Source organism: Thalassospira xianhensis MCCC 1A02616 (assembly GCF_003326475.1).
Classification (GTDB): domain Bacteria; phylum Pseudomonadota; class Alphaproteobacteria; order Rhodospirillales; family Thalassospiraceae; genus Thalassospira; species Thalassospira xianhensis.
On sequence record NZ_JPWA01000035.1, the window covers coordinates 20337 to 41253 of the forward strand.

The window sequence follows — 20917 nt, forward strand, 5'->3', positions numbered from 1 at the left end:
GCTTCCCCGCTTAAACAAACCGATAATTTATTTTAAAAACTTACATGAAAATTCAAAAACTTTGTCAACAGACAGGTCCGTCATCAAAGACTTCTGAGATTTCCAGTCGACACCGTCAGCCAAAATCTGATCATAGTTGCGATCCGTGCAGACATAAGCTGTCTTCTTACCATATGGCGCATAGTTTTCCGGTCGGGATGGACCAAAAAGCCCCACGGTGGGAGAACCGGAAGCAGCCGCCATATGCATCAAGCCGGAATCATTACCGATATAAAGATCCGCCTTCTCCAGACAGGCTTGCACGGTCAATAAATGCTCGGTTCCAAAAACAACAGTCCTCCGATCATCCGCAATGGATGAAATCAGTTCCTGCGCCTTCTCGATTTCAGAAGGTGCGCCAACCAGCAAAACATACGCATCCGGCAAAGGCCCAGCCAAGGACGTCAGCCGCCCGACAAGGTCCTGAAAACGATCAATCGGCCACATCTTCCCGCCCCAGTTTGCCGTCGGGCCAACCACAAGAAGCGGTCGCCCGGCAAAAGAGGAAAGAATTTCCTGAGCCCGTTTCACATGTATCGGATCAAGCCAGATTTTGGGATTTAGAGGACGATCAACACCGATCAGACGTGCAAGCTGCTCTACCCGGTGGACGCTGTCGTCGTTGCCTTTGAGCACCACCCGTTTCCAGCCCGGAAGCACATAGGCCGTGGCACTGCCGCGCAGGTCGACGATGATGTCCCACCAGCGAAACGCGACCGATTTCCAAAGCTTCCACCAATGCCCGCCGCGTTTCTGCTTTGGCATTTCGATGAGGCGTTCAAGCCCCGGCACCGATTCAAAAATCGGGGCGGCGACCGGGCCGCAGGCAACCGTTACCTTGATGCCAGGATAGGTTTCGACATAGTGGCGCAGCACCGATGTCGAAAGAACGGCATCGCCGAGCCGGTTCGAGGTGATGAACAGTAACCGCACGGTTTAAAGTTTCTCCAGCTCGCCAGCGACATTAAGCCATTCACGACGGCTGTTGCGGGCCGCTTCGGACTGGCTGGCAAAAATCTGCCGGTCGGCCAGCAACTGCATCACCAGATTGCCATAGGCGGTTTCATCGGGAACGATATAGCCGGTCTTGCCATTTTCAACCCGCGTTTTGGCAATGCCGCCATAGGACACAACCGGTGTTGCCGCCGCCAGCGCATCGTAAATCCATTGCCCGACCTGATCATTGCCGTATTTGCCGTGATGCAGGAAGGCACGCGCGGTTGCAATACGTTCGGCCATGTCGGCCTCGGGCATCGGGTGGCAGACGCGGACACCCTTGTCGATGTTATCGCGCACCATATCGACGAGTTCTTCGGAAACATCGTCATTTTCGCCCGCCATCGCCGAGAACAGGTCGGAAGCATAGATTTCCAGAATGGCACCGGGCACCTTGGGCGCGACATAAGCCGACCAGATGCGGATGATCTGGGCAATGCCGGTTTTGCTGTTGGCGACCGTCACCGCAAGATCTTCGCGGCTTTCGAATGCCCAGTGCATGTTTGACGCCATGGCAAAGGCCGGGCAGGCGCCCGGTGCGATCACAATCGGGCGTTTGGCGGTATCGCCATCAAACGCCTTGCCCTGATCCTCGTGGGTAAAGATCACCTGCGCGCCGGTTTCAAGCAACGCCAGACGCGCCTTATCCGCATTCAGATCGGATGCCATGCCATCAAACCAAAGCCAGCAATCGCTACCTTCGGGGATTGAGGGATGACGCAGCAGCTCCGCATCGCGCCACACCAGAACCCGATCCACCGGGTCGCCACCAAAGGGCGGCATGGCACTGTCAAGCTGACGCCATGCAGCGCCATGATGATCAAGGTCGATGCCACCATTCCGGCGGGCTTCTACCTTGTGGCCACGGGCAACAAGGGCCTCGGCCAGCGCGATAAATCCGCGTTGGCGCGATCCCAGCGGGCGGGCTTCACGATCCTTGGGATCAAAGCCGATGGAACGGTCGAGCATCAATATTTTCATACATTGCGTTCTATCGGTTCCCGCGCAATTTATGAAGGCTTTTCTTGTGGTGGGTTGCTTTTGCCTTTGCCAAACCACCCCTTGCCAAATGCCCCCCATTGCCCCACATTTCGGCCAACAATTCCGATAAACCGGAGCCATAAGAATTATGAGTGAGACTTTATACGCCCCCCTGCCTGACCGGGCCGTTATCCGGGTCAGCGGGCCTGATCGCATCAGCTTCCTTCAGGGGCTGGTGTCGAACAATATCGAAAAAATCACGGCTGATCATTCCGGCTATGGCGCGCTTCTGACGCCGCAGGGCAAGTTCCTGTTTGATTTCTTTGTCTATCAGCAGGACGAGGACAGCCTTCTGATTGAATGCGAACGCGGCGAAGATGGTGCGCGCGCAGCCGAACTATTCAAAAAACTGCGCATGTATAAATTGCGCGCCAAGGCAGAACTGTCCGACGTCACCGAAAGCTATGACGTCGTTGCCGTTTTCGGCGATGGTGCCCTGAGCGCTCTTGATCTGCCCGATACGCCGGGTGCCACGGCACCGTTTGCCGACGGGATCAAGGCCGTCGATCCGCGCCTGAGTGCGATGGGCGCGCGCGTGTTACTGCCCAAGAACGAACTGGCACAAATGGCTGCCATCGGTGCCACCGAAAGCGATGAGAACACCTATCATCAGCACCGCGTCCTGCTGGGCCTGCCCAATGGCAGCGAGGAAATGGAAATCGACCGCGCCATCCTGCTTGAAAACGGGTTCGAGGAACTGGGCGGCGTTGATTTCAAAAAAGGCTGCTATATGGGGCAGGAACTGACCGCGCGCACCAAATATCGCGGGCTGGTTCGCAAACGCCTGCTGCCGATCACGATCACCGGCCCGGCCCCGGAAATTGGCACCCTGATCATGAATGGCGACAAGGAAGCCGGCACCATCCGCAGCATCCATGGCAATGCGGGCCTTGCCCTGATCCGGCTGGAACGGATCGGCGATGATGCCGACCTGACGGCGGGTGATGCCAAAGTTTTGGTCCACATTCCCGACTGGGTCAATCTGCCGGAAACGGCAGCCTGATAAGCCAATCATCAGCTTCATCAAACACAAACGGCGGCAGAAATTCTGCCGCCGTTTGCTTTATCAGTACTGCCTGTCAGCAGCCTTATTTCTTCAGCGCGGCCTGTGCAGCGGCCAAACGCGCAATCGGCACGCGATAGGGCGAGCACGAGACGTAATCCAGCCCCTGCGCCTCGCAGAACGCGATGGAGGATGGATCACCGCCATGTTCGCCGCAGATGCCAAGCTTGATGTCAGAACGCGTTTTACGGCCACGTTCCGCGGCGATGCTGACCAGCTCGCCCACACCTTCCTGATCAAGTGATACGAACGGATCACCGGCAAAGATATCCTTGGAAATATAGGTGTCCAAGAACCGGGAAGCGTCATCACGCGAAAGACCAAAAGTCGTCTGGGTCAGATCGTTGGTCCCGAAGCTGAAGAATTCGGCTTCTTCGGCGATTTCACCAGCCCGAAGGGCGGCCCGCGGCAATTCGATCATGGTGCCGACAAGGAATTCGAGCTTGGCCGATTTTTCGGTTTCGACCTCGCCTGCAACCTTGATGATCACAGCCTTGAGGATTTCAAGTTCCTTCTTCCCGACAATCAGCGGGATCATGATTTCCGGTATCACCGGATCGCCACCATCCTTTGAAACCTCGATCGCGGCTTCGAAAATGGCGCGGGTCTGCATTTCATAGATTTCCGGATAGCTGATGCCAAGACGGCACCCGCGATGCCCCAGCATCGGGTTGGCTTCCGACAGTTCCAGCAAACGGCGACGCACGACAACTTCTGCCACGCCCGCCGCATTGGCGACCTCGGTAATTTCGTTGTCGCCATGCGGCAGGAATTCATGCAATGGCGGGTCCAGCAGACGGATCGTGACCGGCAATCCCTTCATGATCCGGAACAGATCAATAAAGTCCTGCCGCTGATAGGGCAAAAGTTTATCAAGCGCCGTACGACGGCCCTTTTCCGTATCGGCCAGGATCATTTCGCGCATGGAAATGATGCGTGCCGGATCAAAGAACATATGTTCGGTCCGGCAAAGGCCGATCCCCTCGGCGCCAAAGCCACGTGCAGTTGCCGCGTCATCGGGCGTTTCCGCGTTGGTGCGGACCTTAAGGCGGCGCACACCATCCGCCCATTCCATCAATTGCGAAAAATCACCCGACAGGTCTGGTTTCAGTGTCGCCACCTCGCCCAGCATCACTTCGCCGGTCGCACCATCAAGGGTGATGACATCCCCTTCTTTCAGGGTCACACCGCCCGACATCATGGTTTTGTTGGCATAATCAATCTTGACCTGACCGGCCCCGCAAACACATGGCGTCCCCATACCGCGTGCCACGACGGCCGCGTGACTGGTCATGCCGCCGCGCGAGGTCAGAATGCCTTCGGCGGCATGCATACCGGCAATGTCTTCAGGGCTGGTTTCAATACGCACCAGAATGACCTTGCGACCGCGGTTATGCACCCAGTCCTCGGCCACCTCGGCGGAGAAAACAATCTGCCCTGATGCCGCTCCAGGCGATGCCGGAAGCCCCATGCCGATCACCTTCCGGTCTGCATCGGGATCAAGGGTTGGATGCAGCAACTGGTCAAGCTGTGCCGGATCAACACGGCGAAGGGCATCTTCGCGCGAGATCACATTGGCCTGGCACATCTCGACCGCGATGCGAAGGGCGGCCTTGGCGGTGCGTTTGCCCGCACGGGTCTGGAGCATGTAAAGCTTGCCGGACTCAACGGTAAATTCCATGTCCTGCATGTCGCGATAATGGGATTCAAGCCTGTCACGAATATCGCAAAGTTCGCCAAAGACGCCGGGCATGGCTTCTTCCATCGACAAAAGGTCCGAACCGGACTCTTCACGTTCGATTTTGGTCAGCGGTGCCGGGGTGCGAATGCCCGCCACAACGTCTTCGCCCTGCGCATTGATCAGATATTCGCCGTAGAAACGGTCTTCACCGGTCGACGGATTGCGCGAGAAGCAGACACCCGTCGCACAATCATCGCCCATATTACCGAATACCATGGCCTGAACGTTGACCGCCGTGCCCCAGCTTGCCGGGATATTGTGCAGGCGACGGTATGTATTGGCGCGTGCATTCATCCAGCTTCCGAAAACAGCCCCAATCGCGCCCCAAAGCTGTTCGCGCGGGTCCTGCGGGAAGGGACGCCCAAGTTCGGCATCGACCTTTTTCTTGAAGCCCTGAACCACCACCTGCCAGTCATCGGCACCCATTTCGGTATCAAGGACATAGCCCTTGTCTTCCTTGTGGATTTCAAGGATTTCCTCGAAATGGTAGTGATCAACGCCAAGGACCACATCGCCATACATCTGAATGAAACGGCGATAGCTGTCATACGCAAAACGGCGATCCCCAGAGACCGCCGCCAAACCTTCAACCGTTTCGTCATTCAGGCCCAGATTGAGAACCGTATCCATCATGCCGGGCATCGAGGCACGCGCGCCGGAACGAACCGAAACCAGCAACGGGTCCTTGGGATTGCCAAATTTACGACCGACCAGGGCTTCGACAGCAGCAAGCGACTTTTCGACTTCGGCTTCAAGACCATCGGGATAGGCACGGTCATTGTCATAAAACGCCGTGCAGACTTCGGTCGTGATGGTAAAGCCGGGCGGGACCGGAAGGCCGAGATTGCTCATCTCGGCAAGGTTGGCACCTTTACCGCCCAAAAGCTCGCGCATATCGGAACGTCCCTCGGCGCTACCGCCACCGAAGCCGTAAACCCATTTGGTCATCTTGCCTTTTCCTCATCTGGTCAAGGCGTTCCGGAATTCCGGGCGACCCCGACCTTATTTATGACTCGATCTTCGAGAAATCGGCAATGTCATGCAAAGCAGTCCGAATTTGCGCCAGCAGTTTAAGCCGGTTGGCACGTTCGTCTGCCTTGTCACTATTTACCGTGACCCCTTCGAAGAATGCATCGACCGGTCCGCGCAGATGCGCGAATTCGGCCATAGCCTCGGCATAATTCTCGGCCCGCAGAAGCGGCAAAGCCTTATGCCGGACATTGATGAGCGCCTCATAGAGCTTGCGTTCCTCGTCCTGCGTCAGAAGATCGGCGGACACATCCGCATCATAGGATTTTTCATCCTTCTTCTCTTCGATACGCAGGATATTGGACGCGCGCTTGTACCCGGCCATAAGGTTGACGCCGCTTTCACCCGACACAAAATCGGCAAGCGCATCAACACGGGCCAGAAGGCGGACAAGATCGTCCTCGCCATCCAGTGCAAACACGGCAGACACCAGATCATGGCGCACACCCTGTTCACGCAGATGGACTTTCAGGCGGTCGGCAAAGAATGCCAGAAGTTCGTCAACCGCCTCGTCACGACGAATGGAGGCCGGATATTGGGAAACGGCAAAGGCAAATGCGCGACGCAGCGGCACACGCAAACCGTTTTCCAGAACCAGCCGGATGACACCCAGAGCCGCACGACGCAGCGCGAACGGGTCTTTTGAACCGGTCGGCTTTTCATCGATGGTAAAGAACCCGGCAAGGGTATCGAGCTTCTCGGCCAAGGCAACAGCCACCGAAACAGGTGCGGTCGGACACATATCCGACGGACCGGCCGGTGCATAATGCTGCGCAATGGCGTTGGCGACTTCGGGGGCTTCGCCGTCATTCTCGGCGTAGTATTTCCCCATCAGTCCCTGAAGTTCGGTAAATTCGAACACCATGTTCGACACCAGATCGGCTTTGGCAATTTCCGCCGCCCGATCGGCAAGTTTGACATCGCAGCCCGGAATATCGGCTGAAAGTTCGCGTGCCAGTCCGCGCAGGCGCAAAACACGCTCCGCCAGCGAACCAAGTTTGGCGTGGAACACGATGTTATCAAGTTTCGGCAGACGCGCTTCAAGCGTCACTTTCCGATCCTGATCCCAGAAGAATTTCGCATCATGCAGACGGGCACGCAAAACGCGTTCGTTCCCGGCAATGATCTGTGCATTGGCATCCAGCGTCACCATGTTCGAAATGGTGATGAAGCGCGCGGCCAGTTTGCCATTGCTGTCTTCGACGACGAAATATTTCTGATGTTCCCGCATCGAGGTTTCCAGAACCTCGCGCGGGATATCCATGAACTGGTCATCGACCTTGCCCATGACGGGTACCGGCCATTCGACCAGACCGCAAACTTCCTCAAGCAGCCCGTTATCTTCCAGAAGCGTAAAGCCTTCTGACTGGGCAAGCTTGCGCGCACCGTCCAGAATGACCTTCTTGCGTTCTTCGCGGTCCAGCATCACCTTGGCAAAGGCAAGCTTCGCCTTGTATTCCGCTGCATTGGCAACGCTAAAGGTGGCCGGTGCCAGGAACCGATGGCCGCTTGTGATATTGCTTGCCGTTACCGGGCCAAAGGATGCCGGGATCACCTTGCCGTCAAACAGGCAAAGGATACGGTCAAGCTGACGGACCCAGCGGACTTTCTGATCGGCCCAGCGCATCGATTTCGGCCAGGGCAGTTTTGCCATGGCGTCTTCGATGATGTCCTTGATGACGTCCGCACTGTCGCGGCCCTTTTGCTCGACAATCGCGAACAGGAAAACACCCTTGGGCGTTTCGCGCTTTTCACATTGTTCCAGCGTCACACCATTGCCAGCAAGGAAACCGGCAATCGCCTTTTCCGGGGCATCGGCACGCGGGCCACGGCGTTCTTCGCGCAGGTCCGGCTGTTTGTCGGGCAGACCGTCAATGATCAGGGTCAGGCGGCGCGGTGTCACCAATGCCTCGACTTTATCAAAACCAAGGTCGGCAGCCTTCAGGCCATCGGTGACCAGTTTGGTCAGATCCTCGGAAGCACGCGCCTGCATGCGGGCCGGAATTTCTTCCGAAAACAGTTCAAGCAGCAATTCGGCCATGACTTATGCCTCCTCTTTCAAATGCCCGCGCGAACGAAGCCATGCTTCGCAGCAGGATTTCGACATGTCGCGGACGCGGCCGATATAGGCCGCACGTTCGGTGACCGAAATCACGCCGCGCGCATCGAGGAGGTTAAAGATATGGCTGGCTTTCATCGCCTGCTCGTAGGCAGGCAGGGCAAGGCCGCGTTCGATATTGACCGCACATTCGGCCTGCGCGTCCTTGAAATGCTGGAACAGCATATCGGTATTGGCGACTTCGAAGTTATAGGTCGACTGTTCCTTTTCGTTCTGAAGGAACACGTCGCCATAGCTGACGCCATTGCCGTTATAATCAAGGTCATAGACGTTTTCGACGCCCTGGATATACATCGCCAGACGTTCCAGACCATAGGTCAGCTCGACCGGAACCGGGTCGCATTCAAAACCGCCGACCTGCTGGAAATAGGTGAACTGGGTGACTTCCATCCCGTCCAGCCACACTTCCCAGCCAAGGCCCCACGCGCCCAAAGTCGGGCTTTCCCAGTCGTCTTCGACGAAACGGATGTCATGCGCCATCGGGTCAATGCCCAGATGCGCCAGCGAGCCAAGGTAAAGCTCCTGCGAATTGGCCGGTGACGGCTTCATCAGGACCTGGAACTGATAATAGTGCTGCAAGCGGTTCGGGTTTTCGCCGTAACGACCATCGGTCGGGCGGCGCGACGGCTGCACATAGGCCGCATTCCAGCTTTCCGGACCCAGCGCGCGCAACGTGGTTGCGGTGTGGAAGGTACCGGCACCGACTTCAAGGTCATAGGGCTGCAGGATGACACAACCCTGATCGGCCCAATAGCTTTGCAGTCGAAGAATGATTTCCTGGAATGAAGGGGGACGTTGCGACCCGTCGAGCGCCATTGCGCGAACTCACTATTATGTTATCGGTAAATTTAGAGCGGCAAGCTACCGCCCCACCCCGTCGGGGTCAAGAACGCAAAAGCCCTGAGTGGGCCTGAATTTAGCGCTTTTTATGACGCCCCGCCGAATCTTATACCGCGTTGCAGCATACAACATCCCTGCAACAACCCGTTTTTCCAAGCGAAATCACGGCCTGTTGGGCGAAAGTCGAAGAAATCAGCAAATGAAAATATGCAGTGCGCGCAACTCAGACTTCGCAAACATGCGCGCTGCCTTCGGCGTGATAGACACCGCATTTCGGGCATTTTTCAAGATCATGCGCCACAGCTTCCTGTTTCTGCTGCTTGGCTTTTTTGTCATGCGCGGTCTGTTTTGGCTGCTCCTGCCCGGAAACCTGATTCTTGCGGGTAAACAGCTTGAAGCCCTGCCATACCACCACAACGATCAGTGCGGTAAAAAGGATTTTCGATAAACTCAGCATGGCATTTCCCAAAGCATCAAGGTTTCTGCGCCGCAAAGGACCAGCAACGCACTTTATAGTACCCTTATATTAAACCAAGCCCGATTTAGAAACCGGGCAATGCAGATGGTGCGCGCAAAAGCGCATCACATTCCGGCAGATAAACCCCGGCCTCGTCATGCAGAACAATTCCGCGTCGCAGGGTAACCGGCGAGGAAACGCCCTTGCGCGCCGAAACAATCACACGTAACGGCGCATCGGCACTGGCCTTGCTCCAGATCGGGTAAATGGTCATGTCGCCCGCCCGACCATGCAAAAGCCCGATGATCCGGTCCAGATGATCCGCCCGATGCACGATGGTGATCCGGCCCTTCTGGCGCACCATCCGAAGGCAGAAATTGATCCAGTCTTTCAGATCGGCGGTGCCTTCCTGATGCGCCCTCGCCCGGCTTTCATTGGCGGGGCGTGTGCCCCCGGCATAATAGGGCGGGTTTGAAATCACCTGATCAAAACTTTCGGCCATAAGCGGCAGGGACCGGTCATTGATATCGCCATGAACCGGCGTTACCCGACCCACCAGATCATTTTCGACAATGTTGCGGCAAAACAGCGCATAGAGATCGTCCTGCAGTTCGACCCCGGTCACATCGGCATCCGGCAGGCGGCGGGCCACGCATAACCCGGCCGAACCGACAGCCGCCCCGACATCAAGTATTTTCTGATCCCGTCTGGAATTGATCGTCACGGACGCGGCCAGCAAAACAGCATCGACCGCAGCCCGATATCCATCCACCGGCTGCTTTAACGTCACCGAACCGCCCAGCAGAAAATCATGGCTGATGCGTTCTTCCGCAAAATCGGGAACATGAAATGCGCTATCGGGTCGGGTCATAAATGTCTTAAATCCTGCAACCTTGCCAATCCCACAACCTTGCCAGGCACGGACCGATTTTCAGTCCTGGACTTCCTCGGCATCGGGATCATGTTGTGCGTTATGCGCATCAAGTTCACGTCTGGCAATATCAAGGATGTATTTCGCCCGGCTTTCTTCCTGGGGATCAACCATCAAACGCCTTGGAAGTGCGCCAATGGATCCTTCCAGAATGCTGGCATGGTAATCAAAAATATGGCTGGCGATGCCTTCGTCGGCGAGAACCGATTGCGCCCAGCTAAGCTCGATCGGGTCGTTGCTGCGAAATAGCTCCATCATACGATTTATGCGCCCCGGTTGGTTATTGTGTGATTATGCTATCCATATATATGTGTCCGACCACAGACATTCGGGTAAAACTGACACCAAAGTGGTCATTGTTGCGTGGTTGGCAACCATTTGTCCACTTGACCGTCACCACCCGGCATCTCTATGTTGAGGCCGCCCACTGAAATCAGCGTTACCCGTCCCGGTGGGCGGGGTCAATACGCGAGAAATTGTTTCGGATTACAGCGTGACCAATATCGCAACGCAGCAGACGACCGAACCCAGCCTTGACTCCCTGATCCGCCTTGTCGATGCCGACATGAAGCGCGTCAATCAGGTCATCATCGACAACATGCACAGCGAAGTTGCGCTGATCCCGCAGTTGGCAAGCCATCTGGTTGCCGCCGGTGGCAAACGCATGCGCCCGATGCTGACACTGGCATCCGCCCAGCTTTGCGGTTATCAGGGCGGCACATCTGCTGTTGATCTTGCGGCCTGTGTCGAGTTTATCCACACCGCAACGCTTCTGCATGACGATGTTGTTGATGAAAGCCTTTTGCGCCGTGGTCAGGCATCGGCCAATGCCCTGTTTGGCAACGAAGCCAGCGTTCTGGTCGGTGACTTCCTGTTTGCGCGCGCCTTTGTCGTGATGGTCAAAAACGGCTCGCTCAAAGTTCTTGATATTCTGGCGAAGGCGTCCGCCGTCATTGCCGAAGGCGAAGTTTTGCAACTTTCGACCGCCAACGACATGGCGACCACCGAAGAAGCCTATCTTGAGGTCATCACCGCCAAAACCGCGGCCCTGTTTGGTGCCGCATCGCAGATCGGTGCGGTCATTGCCAATCGTTCGGCCGAGGACGAAGAAGCGCTCCGTCTTTATGGTATCTATCTTGGCACCGCCTTCCAGCTGATCGACGATGTTCTGGATTATTCCGCCCATCAGGCGACGCTTGGCAAAACCGTTGGCGATGATTTCCGTGACGGCAAGGTGACCCTGCCGGTGATCATTTCCTATGCCAAGGGCGACGACGAGGAAAAGGCCTTCTGGCGCCGCTGCATGGAAGATCAGGAATTCAAGGATGGCGATCTTGATCGCGCGCAGGAACTGATCCGCAAATATGATGCGCTTAGCGCATCCATGGACCGCGCACGCGAATTTGGCCAGCTTGCCATTGATACCCTGACGCGCTTTGACGATGGCGCGATCAAGGATGCAATGATCGAGGCGGTCGAATTCTGCATTTCGCGCCCATACTGATATCGCATGCCGGGGTCCCGGCGTATCGGCACAAAAAACCCTTGCGTCGGTCCGTATTTGGGATTATCACCCGGCTTCGCAGAATGACGGAGCGTAGCTCAGCCTGGTAGAGCACTGTCTTCGGGAGGCAGGGGTCGGAGGTTCGAATCCTCTCGCTCCGACCATCATTCAAAGGCCCTGAAACGGTTTCCGTTTCGGGGCCTTTTGCGTATTGGCACAAACCCCGCCGAATTCACCCGCAAAGCGATTGATCCCCACACCGCGCAACCGTGAAATCATCTGCCGGAAAACGGCAAAGTTTTTCGCGCCCACCGACCGGTTTATGCTTGATCCAGCCCGAAAGAAGGGCTAAACAACCGCCCACTGACGGAGCGTAGCTCAGCCTGGTAGAGCACTGTCTTCGGGAGGCAGGGGTCGGAGGTTCGAATCCTCTCGCTCCGACCATCAGTCGGGAAGTCTTTTTCAAAGGCTTCCCGTTTTCATTTCCGGTCGTTTTTCCGTCGTCAAATCTCCTTGCTGCAAGGCCTGATGAAAAGTCATTGGGCGATCAGCTTTGTCAGCGGATCAATCAGCAGCACCGCGCTGCAACAGGGCTGTGCATTACCGTTCGCAGGCGCAAGTTTTCCATCAGGCCTTCACAGCGCTTTCTTTCCTGGCACCAATGCCCGCCGCCCCGGCATTACGATATACAGGCAATCAGAAACCAGTCACTCGGCCAACCGATTCGCAACCATAGCGGGGGTTCGCGGGCTTTTTTGCTATAACAACTTTAAATGAGAGATATGCAACATACTGAAGACCGTATAAATACGCATTTCCATGCGGAAATTCCGGTTTTTTGAGCGGAATCAAGTCATTTTTGTGCGTTCGCGAAGATATTTTCTTGCGCGGCGGGCGAAACAAACTTGCTCATACTTGCCAAATACGCTTAAGCTTCGCCCTGCAACACAAGGAACGGGAAGATTCCGCCTGCAATAATAAAAGCAAAAGGCGGCATTCGACCCAACGTGGTAATACCAATTTCGGACTTCTTAGGGAGGAAGCTACGAATGAAATTTGCTAATATTTTGAAGTCTGCAACCTGTGTAGCCGTACTTGCAGCGGCTGCTTTGACGACGGTTGCACCTGATGCGGATGCGGCTGATCGTGTTCGCTGGAAAATGGGCTCTACCTATCCGGGCAGCCTGACCCAGCTTGGCACACTCGGCAAACGCGTTGACGAAAAAATCGACGAAGTTTCCGGTGGCAACATTCAGATTAAATTCTATGAGCCGGGCGCGCTTGTTCCGGCACTTGAAGTATTTGATGCGGTTTCAACCGGTTCCATCGATGCGGCCTTCTCCACCCCGGGTTACTGGGCGGGCAAGGTTCCGGCATTGCAGCTTTTTGGTGCCGTTCCGTTCGGTCCGCAGGCTGGCGAATATCTGGCATGGGTCAAATTTGGCGGCGGTCAGGAAATCTTTGACAAGCTTTATGCCGAACATGGCATCAAGTCGCTGTTCTGCGGCCTGATCGCGCCGGAAGCTTCGGGCTGGTTCTCCAAGGAAATCAACACGGTTGAAGACCTTAAAGGCCTGAAAATGCGCTTCTTTGGCCTTGGTGCGAAAGTCATGGAAAAGCTCGGTGTCTCGACCCAGCTTCTGGCAGGTGGCGATATCTATCCCGCCCTTGAACTCGGCACGATTGATGCGACCGAATTCTCGATGCCGGCAATCGACCTGAAACTCGGCTTCCACCAGGTTGCCAAATACTATTACTTCCCCGGCTGGCATCAGCAATCCACCCTGTTCGATCTGATGATCAACAAGGAAAAGTGGGATGGGCTCGACAAAACCCAGCAAGCCCAGATCGAAGCGGTTTGTAACGACAACCTGGCTTATGGTTTTGCCGAAGGCGAAGCCATCCAGTTCGCAGCCCTTAAGGAACTTAAGGAAAAAGGTGTGAACATCAAAACCTGGTCCCCGGAAATGCTCGATGCAATGCGTGGGGCATGGGAAGAGGTTGCCACTGAACTTTCCGCAGAAGATGCCGCCTTCAAGGAAGCTTACGATAGCCTCCAGTCTTTCCGCGAAAACTATAAAATCTGGAAAGATATCGGATATCTGAAGTGATTTTTCCGGTGTCTGGTATCCTTGATACCAGATCATAAGAGAAGTCTCGGCAAGGCCGGGCGCCAGACGGCCCCGGCCTTGACCGCGATCAAGAAAAGACCCGGGAGGCTTTTTAATGGAAGCGCTACTAAAACTGAGTGACGGCATTGATGCCTTCGTTTCCCGTATCGGGAAATGGGCTGCCCTGCTCGCAGTTCCGCTGATGCTGACGATCATGTATGACGTGATCCAGCGCAAATTTGGCGGCCAGGGATCCATCAAATTGCAGGAACTGGAATGGCATCTCCATACCGGCCTGTTTATGCTGTGTTTCGGTTTTGCCTATATCCGCGATGCGCATGTTCGTATCGAACTCATCCGCGACAATCTGCGTCCGCGCACACGCGCCATCATCGAAATGATCGGGGCGATCATCTGCATTCTGCCGTTTTGCGCGCTGGTGCTTTATTTCGGTTTTGATTTTGTTCTTCGCTCTTACGAAAACCACGAAGTTTCGGCCGCAACAACCGGCCTCACCCATCGCTGGGTCATCAAATCAACCATCCCCGTCGGCTTCGGCCTTCTTGCCATGGCCGGTCTTTCGGTCTTCCTGAAATGCTATGTCTTTGTGTTCGGACCAAGCAACCTGCGCAATCGCGCCGGTTATTATGTCGGCACACATCATGCTGATCTTGGCGACGCTGCCGCCAAGCTCGAAGACTGATCGCGGAACGGGGATAATTCCAAATGGAAAACTTCTATATCGAAGACTGGTTTCCGCTGATCATGTTTGCCTCGCTGGGCATTCTGGTCTTTTCGGGGCTGCCGGTTGCATTCGTCATTTCAGGCATCGGGATCGCCTTTGGCTTCCTTGGCATGGCCTATGACGTTTTCTCATTCATTGAATTCTTCAACATCGTATCGCGCATCTGGGGTGGCATCGCCGAAAACATGGTGATGGTTGCCGTGCCGATGTTCATCTATATGGGCACGATGCTGGAAAAAAGCGGTGTTGCCGAAGACCTGCTGGAATGCCTGAACGTGCTGATGCGCAAGGTGCCCGGCGGTCTGGCACTGTCGGTTACCCTGATGGGCACGATCATGGCCGCGACCACCGGCATTATCGGTGCGTCGGTTGTGATGATGACCCTGCTTGCCCTGCCGGTCATGATGCGCCGTAATTATGATCCGTCACTTGCGACCGGGACGATTGCGGCATCGGGTACGCTTGGCATTCTGATCCCGCCAAGCATCATGCTGGTTCTGATGTCTGACCTGATGTCGGTTTCTGTTGGCAACCTGTTTCTGGCGGCCGTCATTCCGGGCCTTCTGCTGGCATCGCTCTATACCATCTACATCTTTGTCCGCTGCCAGCTTCAACCCCATCTTGCCCCGCCGCTGCCCGACGCCGAAGCGGTGCATGGCACCGACATGGTGCGCATGATGCTGCGCAGCTTTATCCCGCCGGTTTTCCTGATTGTGCTGGTTCTGGGCTCGATCTTTGCCGGTTTTGCCACCCCGACCGAGGCCGCAGGCGTCGGCGCACTTGGTGCCACTTTCCTCGCACTGGTCAAAGGGCGTCTGAAATGGGATGTGCTCAAAGACGTCTGTGAACGGTCGGCCCTGACCGGTGCCATGCTGTTCTTCCTGTTTGCCGGTGCGACGGTCTTCTCTTATGTGTTCCGATCACTGGGCGGGGATGATCTGGTCATTGATCTGGTCGATAGTGCCGGCCTTGGGGCGTGGGGCGTTCTGTTCCTGCTGATGCTGATCGTCTTTATACTTGGCTTCTTCTTCGACTGGGTCGAAATCACCCTTATCGTGTTGCCGATCTTTGCCCCCGTCATTGCCCAGCTTGATTTCGGCGACCACCTTGCCGTCGCAGGCGTTGGCCCCACCGAAACACAGGTTCTGACCTGGTTTGCCGTCATGGTTGCGGTAAACCTGCAAACCAGCTTCCTGACACCGCCATTCGGGTTTGCCCTGTTCTATCTCAAGGGCGTTGCGCCGAAATCGATCACCATCCAGCAGATATACAAAGGCATCATTCCCTTTGTGATCCTGCAGGTGATCGGGCTTCTGCTGGTGATGTATTTCCCGGAACTGGCACTTTGGATGCCAAATACCATTCTGGAATAGGCTGAAACCCAAGACATCAAAGGCGCCGTGCAAACGGCGCCTTTTTTGTTTCCGTCATCTGCTGCGCAAAGAAAAACCGCCCCGAAAGGGCGGCTGTAATCTTTAAGATCGAAAGGGATGCCGGTCTATTGCTGCGGCAGGTTCCGCTCGCTTGGCAATTGCAGCATGCGGCCCATCAGGTAATCGACATCGTCTGAATCGAATTCGACACCAAGATCACCATACTGGGTCAGAACCCGTTCAATCATCCGGCGTGAATAACGTTCCCGGTCGCGTTCCCCGCCATCCAGATCGGTTTCACGCGCCACTTCAACCGCCGCCCGGACCCCCGGGAAGAAATGAGCCGGCATTTCGGCCTTGTTATAAATGGCTTCAAGGCCGAACGGGCCGCTGTCGTGGATCAGAATGCGGGTATTGATCAGCGATACCCCGGCACGACGCGCAAGGGCGGCCTCGAAAAAGGCAACGTCCCCCATGCAAAGCGCACGCAGGATCAATCCGCTGGTCAGGCGATTGTTGGTATGAAGATGTTCGACCAGCAATTCGACATCGCGTTCTTCCGCACCATCCCCCAGAAGCCCGATGGTCGCACTTTCCTGCGACTGGGTCATGACCGCGTTGACGATCCCCTCGGGGATGTGGCCGCGTGCAATCAGTTCCGATCGCATCCGGTCGGACACCAGCGTCACCAGCCGTTCAGCAATCGTGATCGGCAGATGGTTGCGTTCGATCATCGGTTTCTGGATGCGTTCGTTTTCGCCGAATTCGTCGACAACCTTTTGCAATGACCGTTCGCTGATCTGCGCACCGTCATTTGAAATCAGGTCAACCATCACGTCTTCATGGCCGATATCAACCAGTGTGGCCGAAACAATTTCCGACACATGCGGGCGCGATGCGATGGCACGCTGCTTTTCAACGCTGTCGGCATTGTCACCAATGATGTCGACCAGATCGTCATCATTCAGAACTTCGGAAAATTTCAGGATCGGCAGGGCCACATCATCCACGTCGCGCGCCAAAGTCGCGGCAACATCGTGGGGCACCAGCGGGGTCTGCTTCAGGTTTTTGGCCAATGCCTTGCGCACGCGCACCTCGGCATCGCGCACCATCAGACGAAAAATGTCTTCGGCAAGCACACGTTCGCTGTCGCTCAGGCTTTCGGCAGAAAATTCACGGCTGATCTTGTCGGCCGTTTCGGCACGATTCTTCCCGGAAGGATCCTGGATCAGATTGTTAAGATCTTCTTTGGTTATACGCGGCAATGGAGCTCTCCCGGCACGCTAAGCAATCGGCTGCCAACCATTTGTATATCGTTATACACCTTAGGGGCGATTGACTAAACGCAAATTATTCAGTTCCTGCATGTGGTAAATGTCGTGTCGAATTCGGGAAACTCAACAGTAAGCCCATCTTTTTTAACGAAAAGCGAATTTTTGCTTCTGTTTGTGTTTTTCGGTTCACTTGGGAACCAACCAACGACAGAATGCAGTGGGGACCCTATCACTGCAGACCAAGAGAGGCCCGCAATATGAAATTGACCAAAACACTTACCATTGCCGCCACAATGGCCGTGCTTGGCATGGCACCGGCAATGGCCGGTGACGCTGCAAACGGTGAAAAAGTATTCAAGAAATGCGCTGCCTGCCACAGCGTGGAACCCGGCCAGAACAAGGTCGGCCCGTCGCTGGCCGGTTCATTCGGCGCACAATGTGGCCATGTCGCCGATTACAAATACGGCAAAGGCTATCAGGCAGCTTGTGACAAAGGTTTCACCATCGATGAAGCCTTCCTGGTTGACTACCTTCAGGACCCGTCCGAAAAGCTCAGCGAAATCGCGGGCTCCAAGGAACGTTCGAAGATGACCTTCAAGCTGAAAAAAGAAGACGAAATTGCCGATGTCATCGAATATCTGAAAGCGCACTAAGCCCTTTCGATATCCGGTACCGGATTAAAAAACGGCCAGTGCATCTGCATTGGCCGTTTTATTTTACCGGTAATCTCACGCCGCAGCACGCCGCCGACCGAGTTCCTCGGTAATCGCGCGGATCTGTTCCTCGACCCGGATATCAATGGTCGATGTCACTTCCAGATCACGATCTTCGTAAACGTCGCGATCGGGATATTTTTCATGCCATTCACGGATCGCCACATCGCGCAGCCGGATCAGTTGTTCGATCTGTGGCCGGTACAAAAAGATGATCCCCGATATCCAGCGGTTGACCGGCCAGGAAGGCTGCGCATGATCAATGATGAAGTTTTCCAGCATATTGACCACGGTTTCACCATCATACCAGACCTCGCCGGTGACCCAGCGGTTGGTGGTAAACAGGCGTTGGGCAAAACCGTATTCATCCATCGATACCGCAACCAGATGCGAAAGCGCGTCATTCGGACCTTCGGGATAGTCAAATCCTTCGATCGGTAACGGTTTGGACCCGGCAGGCATGCCGCGCGGGCGCAGGAACGTATGAAAATGCCCATGCTCGTTCCAGTCTCGCTGCTCGTCCTTGGGGTGGGCATGATAATAGAACTGGGCGTGCGAATTGCGGTCATATACGTCCCCTTCGGGATAATGCGACCATTCGTAAAATGTGCCACCCGTCTTGATCAGTTCGCCGACAATATTATCGCCGGTAATCGTCAAAACCCGGTGGCATTCCATAACATCGCGCCCCGCGACCAGCATCCGTTCAAGCCGTCCTGTCGGAAGCGATGTCCAGTCAATTGCAATCTCGGTCATTCCAACACCAGTAACCTTGCGATGAGAACCCTATCCGCAACGGCAGAAATAACCTGTCCCTGACCATGTCGGCCAATTAATCCCGTTCAAGAATTAGTGATTCTGTCGGAATGTGCAAGCATGCTTCGAAGCAGGTGCTATTCATACATCAGCCGGAAACCGATCAGGATATGCTGCATATGTTCGGGCCGGCCATGGCGCGCAGCCGGGCGACAGACACCGCAGCCACGGTCATCCCAGGATCCACCCTTAACAATCCGGTATCCGGCCTGAGAATTGGTTGCGGTCCATTCAAACACCTGCCCCGCCCCGTCATACAACCCGTAGGGTCCCGGTTCGAACTGCCCGACCGGCACGGTATCGAACGGACCGCGATCGGCACTGTTTAACTGCAACGGGTCATAGATATTGCCCCACGGATAGAAAATGCCATCCGGACCGCGAACCGCCTTTTCCCAATATATCTCTTCGGGCAATCGCCATTTCTTGCCGGTCTTTTCGCTGAGCCATCCGGCATAATCCTGCGCATCGCGCCATGACACCAGAACAACCGGATGGTTTCCCTTGCCACGTGGCGGTTCGCCGTTTTTCCATGCAAACGGGCGTGTCGCATCGTACCCGTAAATCAGTCCAAGACTTTGCCAATCCTCTTCGCTGATATCAGGCGCATCACGCCCCGTATCGCGGATAAAGGCGGCATACTGGTCATTGGTGACCGGTGTTTTCATGATGAAATAGTCGGGCAGATAGATACGCCATTTATCGACTTCGACATCGTACCAACGATTGCGACGGCTGACGTCATGGCCATAGACCTGTTCGTCGATCTGATAGGCATATTGTCGCTCGACCCCGTCCGACCCCTGAAAGAACCACCCGGCCGGAATTTCCGCCACATCGGGTATAGGTACGTCCGCGGACTGCGCCAATCCCGAACCGGGCAAAGATATTGCGGCCAAAACAGCCGCAAAAAGCCCCCCGAACATGTGACTGCATTGTTTTTTCATTGTCTGTTCCGGTCTCCGTGACGGCTGTTCTCACGGTTTCTTCAACCGCGCGCCATGCTCCGCTACCTGTATCCCTGATTTCTTAAATGTGGAAAATCTATCGGTTTTTCAATCGTTTTGATACCAAAGCATAAAAAATGAAACATAAATTGCTCGCCGGCCGTTCAACCCGAAGCATCTTTTGACCGCTTCTCTCACACGGTTCTCTCACACAACAGTGAAACCATGTGACGTTTCGCGCCAAACGATTTGGCGCATATTGGCCTCCGTCGGACGACACACATTCAGGCGTCCGGGCAATCACATTGAAATGAACGCTTAATCAGTGAGGCAATCCATGTCCAAAAAATCCAGCATCTTCTCCCAGTCGGCCCTGATCCCCGCGATTGCCGTTGGCGCCGGCCTTGCCATGGCGGCCCCGATGGCAATGGCAGCCCCGCTGCCTACGCCGACCGCCGAAGTCGCAACATGCACCGCCAATCCCTGTGCGGCGAACCCGTGCGCGGCAAATCCCTGTACCGCTAACCCCTGTGCTGCCAAAAAGGTCGTCAATCCTTGCAGCCCGTGTGCCGCCAATCCCTGTGCAGCAAACCCGTGTGCAGCTGCAAACCCCTGCGCGGCCAATCCGTGTGCAGCAAATCCCTGTGCTGCCAAATAACCGCCGGTATGTCGGCCTGACATGCAAAAGGGGCAGTGCGCATGGCACTGCCCCTTTTTTATCTGTCTGACAGGGTTGATCGCAATCAGTCGCGAACAACCATCACCGAACAATCGGCATGACGCACAACGCGCGCGGCGTTCGGTCCCAAAAGGTAATCCTTCAATTCCGGGCGATGCGCCCCGATGACGATCAGATCGCAATTGGTCTTTTTCGCCATTTTCAGGATCACTTCATAAACCGTTCCCTGGCCCACGATATGCTGAACCTTAAGGTCGGACGGAATATGTTCGGACACGAACTGATGCAGCCTTTCGTTATAGGCATCGAGAACCTTTTTCTCGTAACCCTTCGGAAAGAACTGCCCGACCATCGACATCCCGACCGTGGGAACCACGGTCAGGACATGAAGGCGCGCGTTGAATGCCTGGGCTTGCTTGATGGCGACCGGAATGGCTTTTTTCCATGACGAGTCATGATCAAGATCCACTGTAACCAGAATATCCTTATACATGGACTT

General features: G+C 55.4%; 19 protein-coding genes and 2 tRNA genes. 9 read left to right on the forward strand and 12 right to left on the reverse strand.

All coding sequences use genetic code 11. From position 1 onward, the window contains the following. Positions 1 to 27 precede the first annotated feature (27 nt). Both TH5_RS20760 and TH5_RS20765 read right to left on the reverse strand, forming a co-directional pair. Positions 28 to 972, reverse strand: a complete 945-nt coding sequence (locus TH5_RS20760) for a glycosyltransferase family 9 protein (protein ID WP_114123470.1) — start codon at positions 970 to 972, stop codon at positions 28 to 30. Positions 973 to 975: 3 nt separating this feature from the next. Beyond that, a complete protein-coding gene (locus tag TH5_RS20765; protein ID WP_244204993.1) occupies positions 976 to 2004 on the reverse strand; it encodes a glycosyltransferase in 1029 nt (342 codons plus the stop codon). A 160-nt stretch (positions 2005 to 2164) separates the two neighbouring features. On the opposite strand from TH5_RS20765, the gene ygfZ reads away from it, so the two are divergent. Continuing rightward, positions 2165 to 3079, forward strand: coding sequence for a CAF17-like 4Fe-4S cluster assembly/insertion protein YgfZ (gene ygfZ, locus TH5_RS20770; RefSeq protein WP_114123472.1), 915 nt, complete (start codon positions 2165 to 2167; stop codon positions 3077 to 3079). Positions 3080 to 3164: 85 nt separating this feature from the next. On the opposite strand, the gene ppdK is transcribed toward ygfZ, so the two are convergent. The 6 genes from ppdK to TH5_RS20800 all read right to left on the reverse strand — a co-directional run bounded on the left by ppdK (position 3165) and on the right by TH5_RS20800 (position 10514). Further along, positions 3165 to 5828, reverse strand: a complete 2664-nt coding sequence (gene ppdK / locus TH5_RS20775; protein ID WP_114123473.1) for a pyruvate, phosphate dikinase — start codon at positions 5826 to 5828, stop codon at positions 3165 to 3167. Positions 5829 to 5886: 58 nt separating this feature from the next. Then, the gene (glyS, locus tag TH5_RS20780; protein ID WP_114123474.1) at positions 5887 to 7950 is read right to left on the reverse strand and encodes a glycine--tRNA ligase subunit beta; all 2064 of its coding nucleotides are present in this window, start codon (positions 7948 to 7950) and stop codon (positions 5887 to 5889) included. Between the two features lie 3 nt (positions 7951 to 7953). Beyond that, entirely contained in the window at positions 7954 to 8844 is an 891-nt protein-coding gene (locus TH5_RS20785; protein ID WP_007092414.1) for a glycine--tRNA ligase subunit alpha, read from the reverse strand. Between the two features lie 247 nt (positions 8845 to 9091). Next, the gene (locus tag TH5_RS20790; protein WP_097053101.1) at positions 9092 to 9325 is read right to left on the reverse strand and encodes a hypothetical protein; all 234 of its coding nucleotides are present in this window, start codon (positions 9323 to 9325) and stop codon (positions 9092 to 9094) included. A gap of 85 nt (positions 9326 to 9410) precedes the next feature. Continuing rightward, positions 9411 to 10196: a tRNA1(Val) (adenine(37)-N6)-methyltransferase gene (locus TH5_RS20795; protein ID WP_114123475.1), complete on the reverse strand. Its 786-nt coding sequence runs from the start codon at positions 10194 to 10196 to the stop codon at positions 9411 to 9413. 60 nt (positions 10197 to 10256) lie between these two features. Continuing rightward, on the reverse strand, positions 10257 to 10514 hold the full coding sequence (locus tag TH5_RS20800; protein ID WP_114123476.1) for a putative signal transducing protein: 258 nt from the start codon (positions 10512 to 10514) through the stop codon (positions 10257 to 10259). A gap of 235 nt (positions 10515 to 10749) precedes the next feature. Between TH5_RS20800 and TH5_RS20805 the strand changes: the two genes are divergently transcribed. From TH5_RS20805 to TH5_RS20830, 6 genes are all read left to right on the forward strand, one after another. After that, positions 10750 to 11760: a polyprenyl synthetase family protein gene (locus tag TH5_RS20805; protein ID WP_167443610.1), complete on the forward strand. Its 1011-nt coding sequence runs from the start codon at positions 10750 to 10752 to the stop codon at positions 11758 to 11760. A gap of 87 nt (positions 11761 to 11847) precedes the next feature. Further along, positions 11848 to 11924: transfer RNA gene (locus tag TH5_RS20810), tRNA-Pro, on the forward strand. Positions 11925 to 12127: 203 nt separating this feature from the next. Continuing rightward, positions 12128 to 12204, forward strand: a tRNA-Pro gene (locus TH5_RS20815). 605 nt (positions 12205 to 12809) lie between these two features. Next, on the forward strand, positions 12810 to 13871 hold the full coding sequence (locus TH5_RS20820) for a TRAP transporter substrate-binding protein (protein WP_062953294.1): 1062 nt from the start codon (positions 12810 to 12812) through the stop codon (positions 13869 to 13871). A gap of 115 nt (positions 13872 to 13986) precedes the next feature. Next, positions 13987 to 14574: a TRAP transporter small permease subunit gene (locus TH5_RS20825; protein WP_114123478.1), complete on the forward strand. Its 588-nt coding sequence runs from the start codon at positions 13987 to 13989 to the stop codon at positions 14572 to 14574. A 23-nt stretch (positions 14575 to 14597) separates the two neighbouring features. Continuing rightward, positions 14598 to 15989 (forward strand): TRAP transporter large permease, encoded by a 1392-nt coding sequence (locus TH5_RS20830; RefSeq protein ID WP_114123479.1) that lies wholly within the window; start codon positions 14598 to 14600, stop codon positions 15987 to 15989. A 125-nt stretch (positions 15990 to 16114) separates the two neighbouring features. Here the strand turns inward: TH5_RS20830 and spbR are convergent, their stop codons facing one another. Then, complete coding sequence (gene spbR, locus TH5_RS20835; RefSeq protein WP_114123480.1) at positions 16115 to 17254, reverse strand: SpbR family protein; 1140 nt, start codon at positions 17252 to 17254, stop codon at positions 16115 to 16117. Positions 17255 to 17520: 266 nt separating this feature from the next. On the opposite strand from spbR, the gene TH5_RS20840 reads away from it, so the two are divergent. Beyond that, positions 17521 to 17916 (forward strand): c-type cytochrome, encoded by a 396-nt coding sequence (locus TH5_RS20840; RefSeq protein ID WP_062953290.1) that lies wholly within the window; start codon positions 17521 to 17523, stop codon positions 17914 to 17916. 75 nt (positions 17917 to 17991) lie between these two features. Here TH5_RS20840 and TH5_RS20845 read toward each other — a convergent pair whose 3' ends face one another. Next, complete coding sequence (locus tag TH5_RS20845; protein ID WP_114123481.1) at positions 17992 to 18732, reverse strand: DUF6969 family protein; 741 nt, start codon at positions 18730 to 18732, stop codon at positions 17992 to 17994. A 137-nt stretch (positions 18733 to 18869) separates the two neighbouring features. Next, entirely contained in the window at positions 18870 to 19739 is an 870-nt protein-coding gene (locus TH5_RS20850) for a formylglycine-generating enzyme family protein (protein WP_114123482.1), read from the reverse strand. Positions 19740 to 20076: 337 nt separating this feature from the next. Here TH5_RS20850 and TH5_RS20855 point away from each other — a divergent pair, with 337 nt between their 5' ends. Continuing rightward, on the forward strand, positions 20077 to 20397 hold the full coding sequence (locus tag TH5_RS20855; RefSeq protein ID WP_208638502.1) for a hypothetical protein: 321 nt from the start codon (positions 20077 to 20079) through the stop codon (positions 20395 to 20397). Positions 20398 to 20482: 85 nt separating this feature from the next. On the opposite strand, the gene TH5_RS20860 is transcribed toward TH5_RS20855, so the two are convergent. Then, the gene (locus TH5_RS20860) at positions 20483 to 20911 is read right to left on the reverse strand and encodes a universal stress protein (RefSeq protein ID WP_062953286.1); all 429 of its coding nucleotides are present in this window, start codon (positions 20909 to 20911) and stop codon (positions 20483 to 20485) included. Between the last annotated feature and the right edge of the window lie 6 nt (positions 20912 to 20917).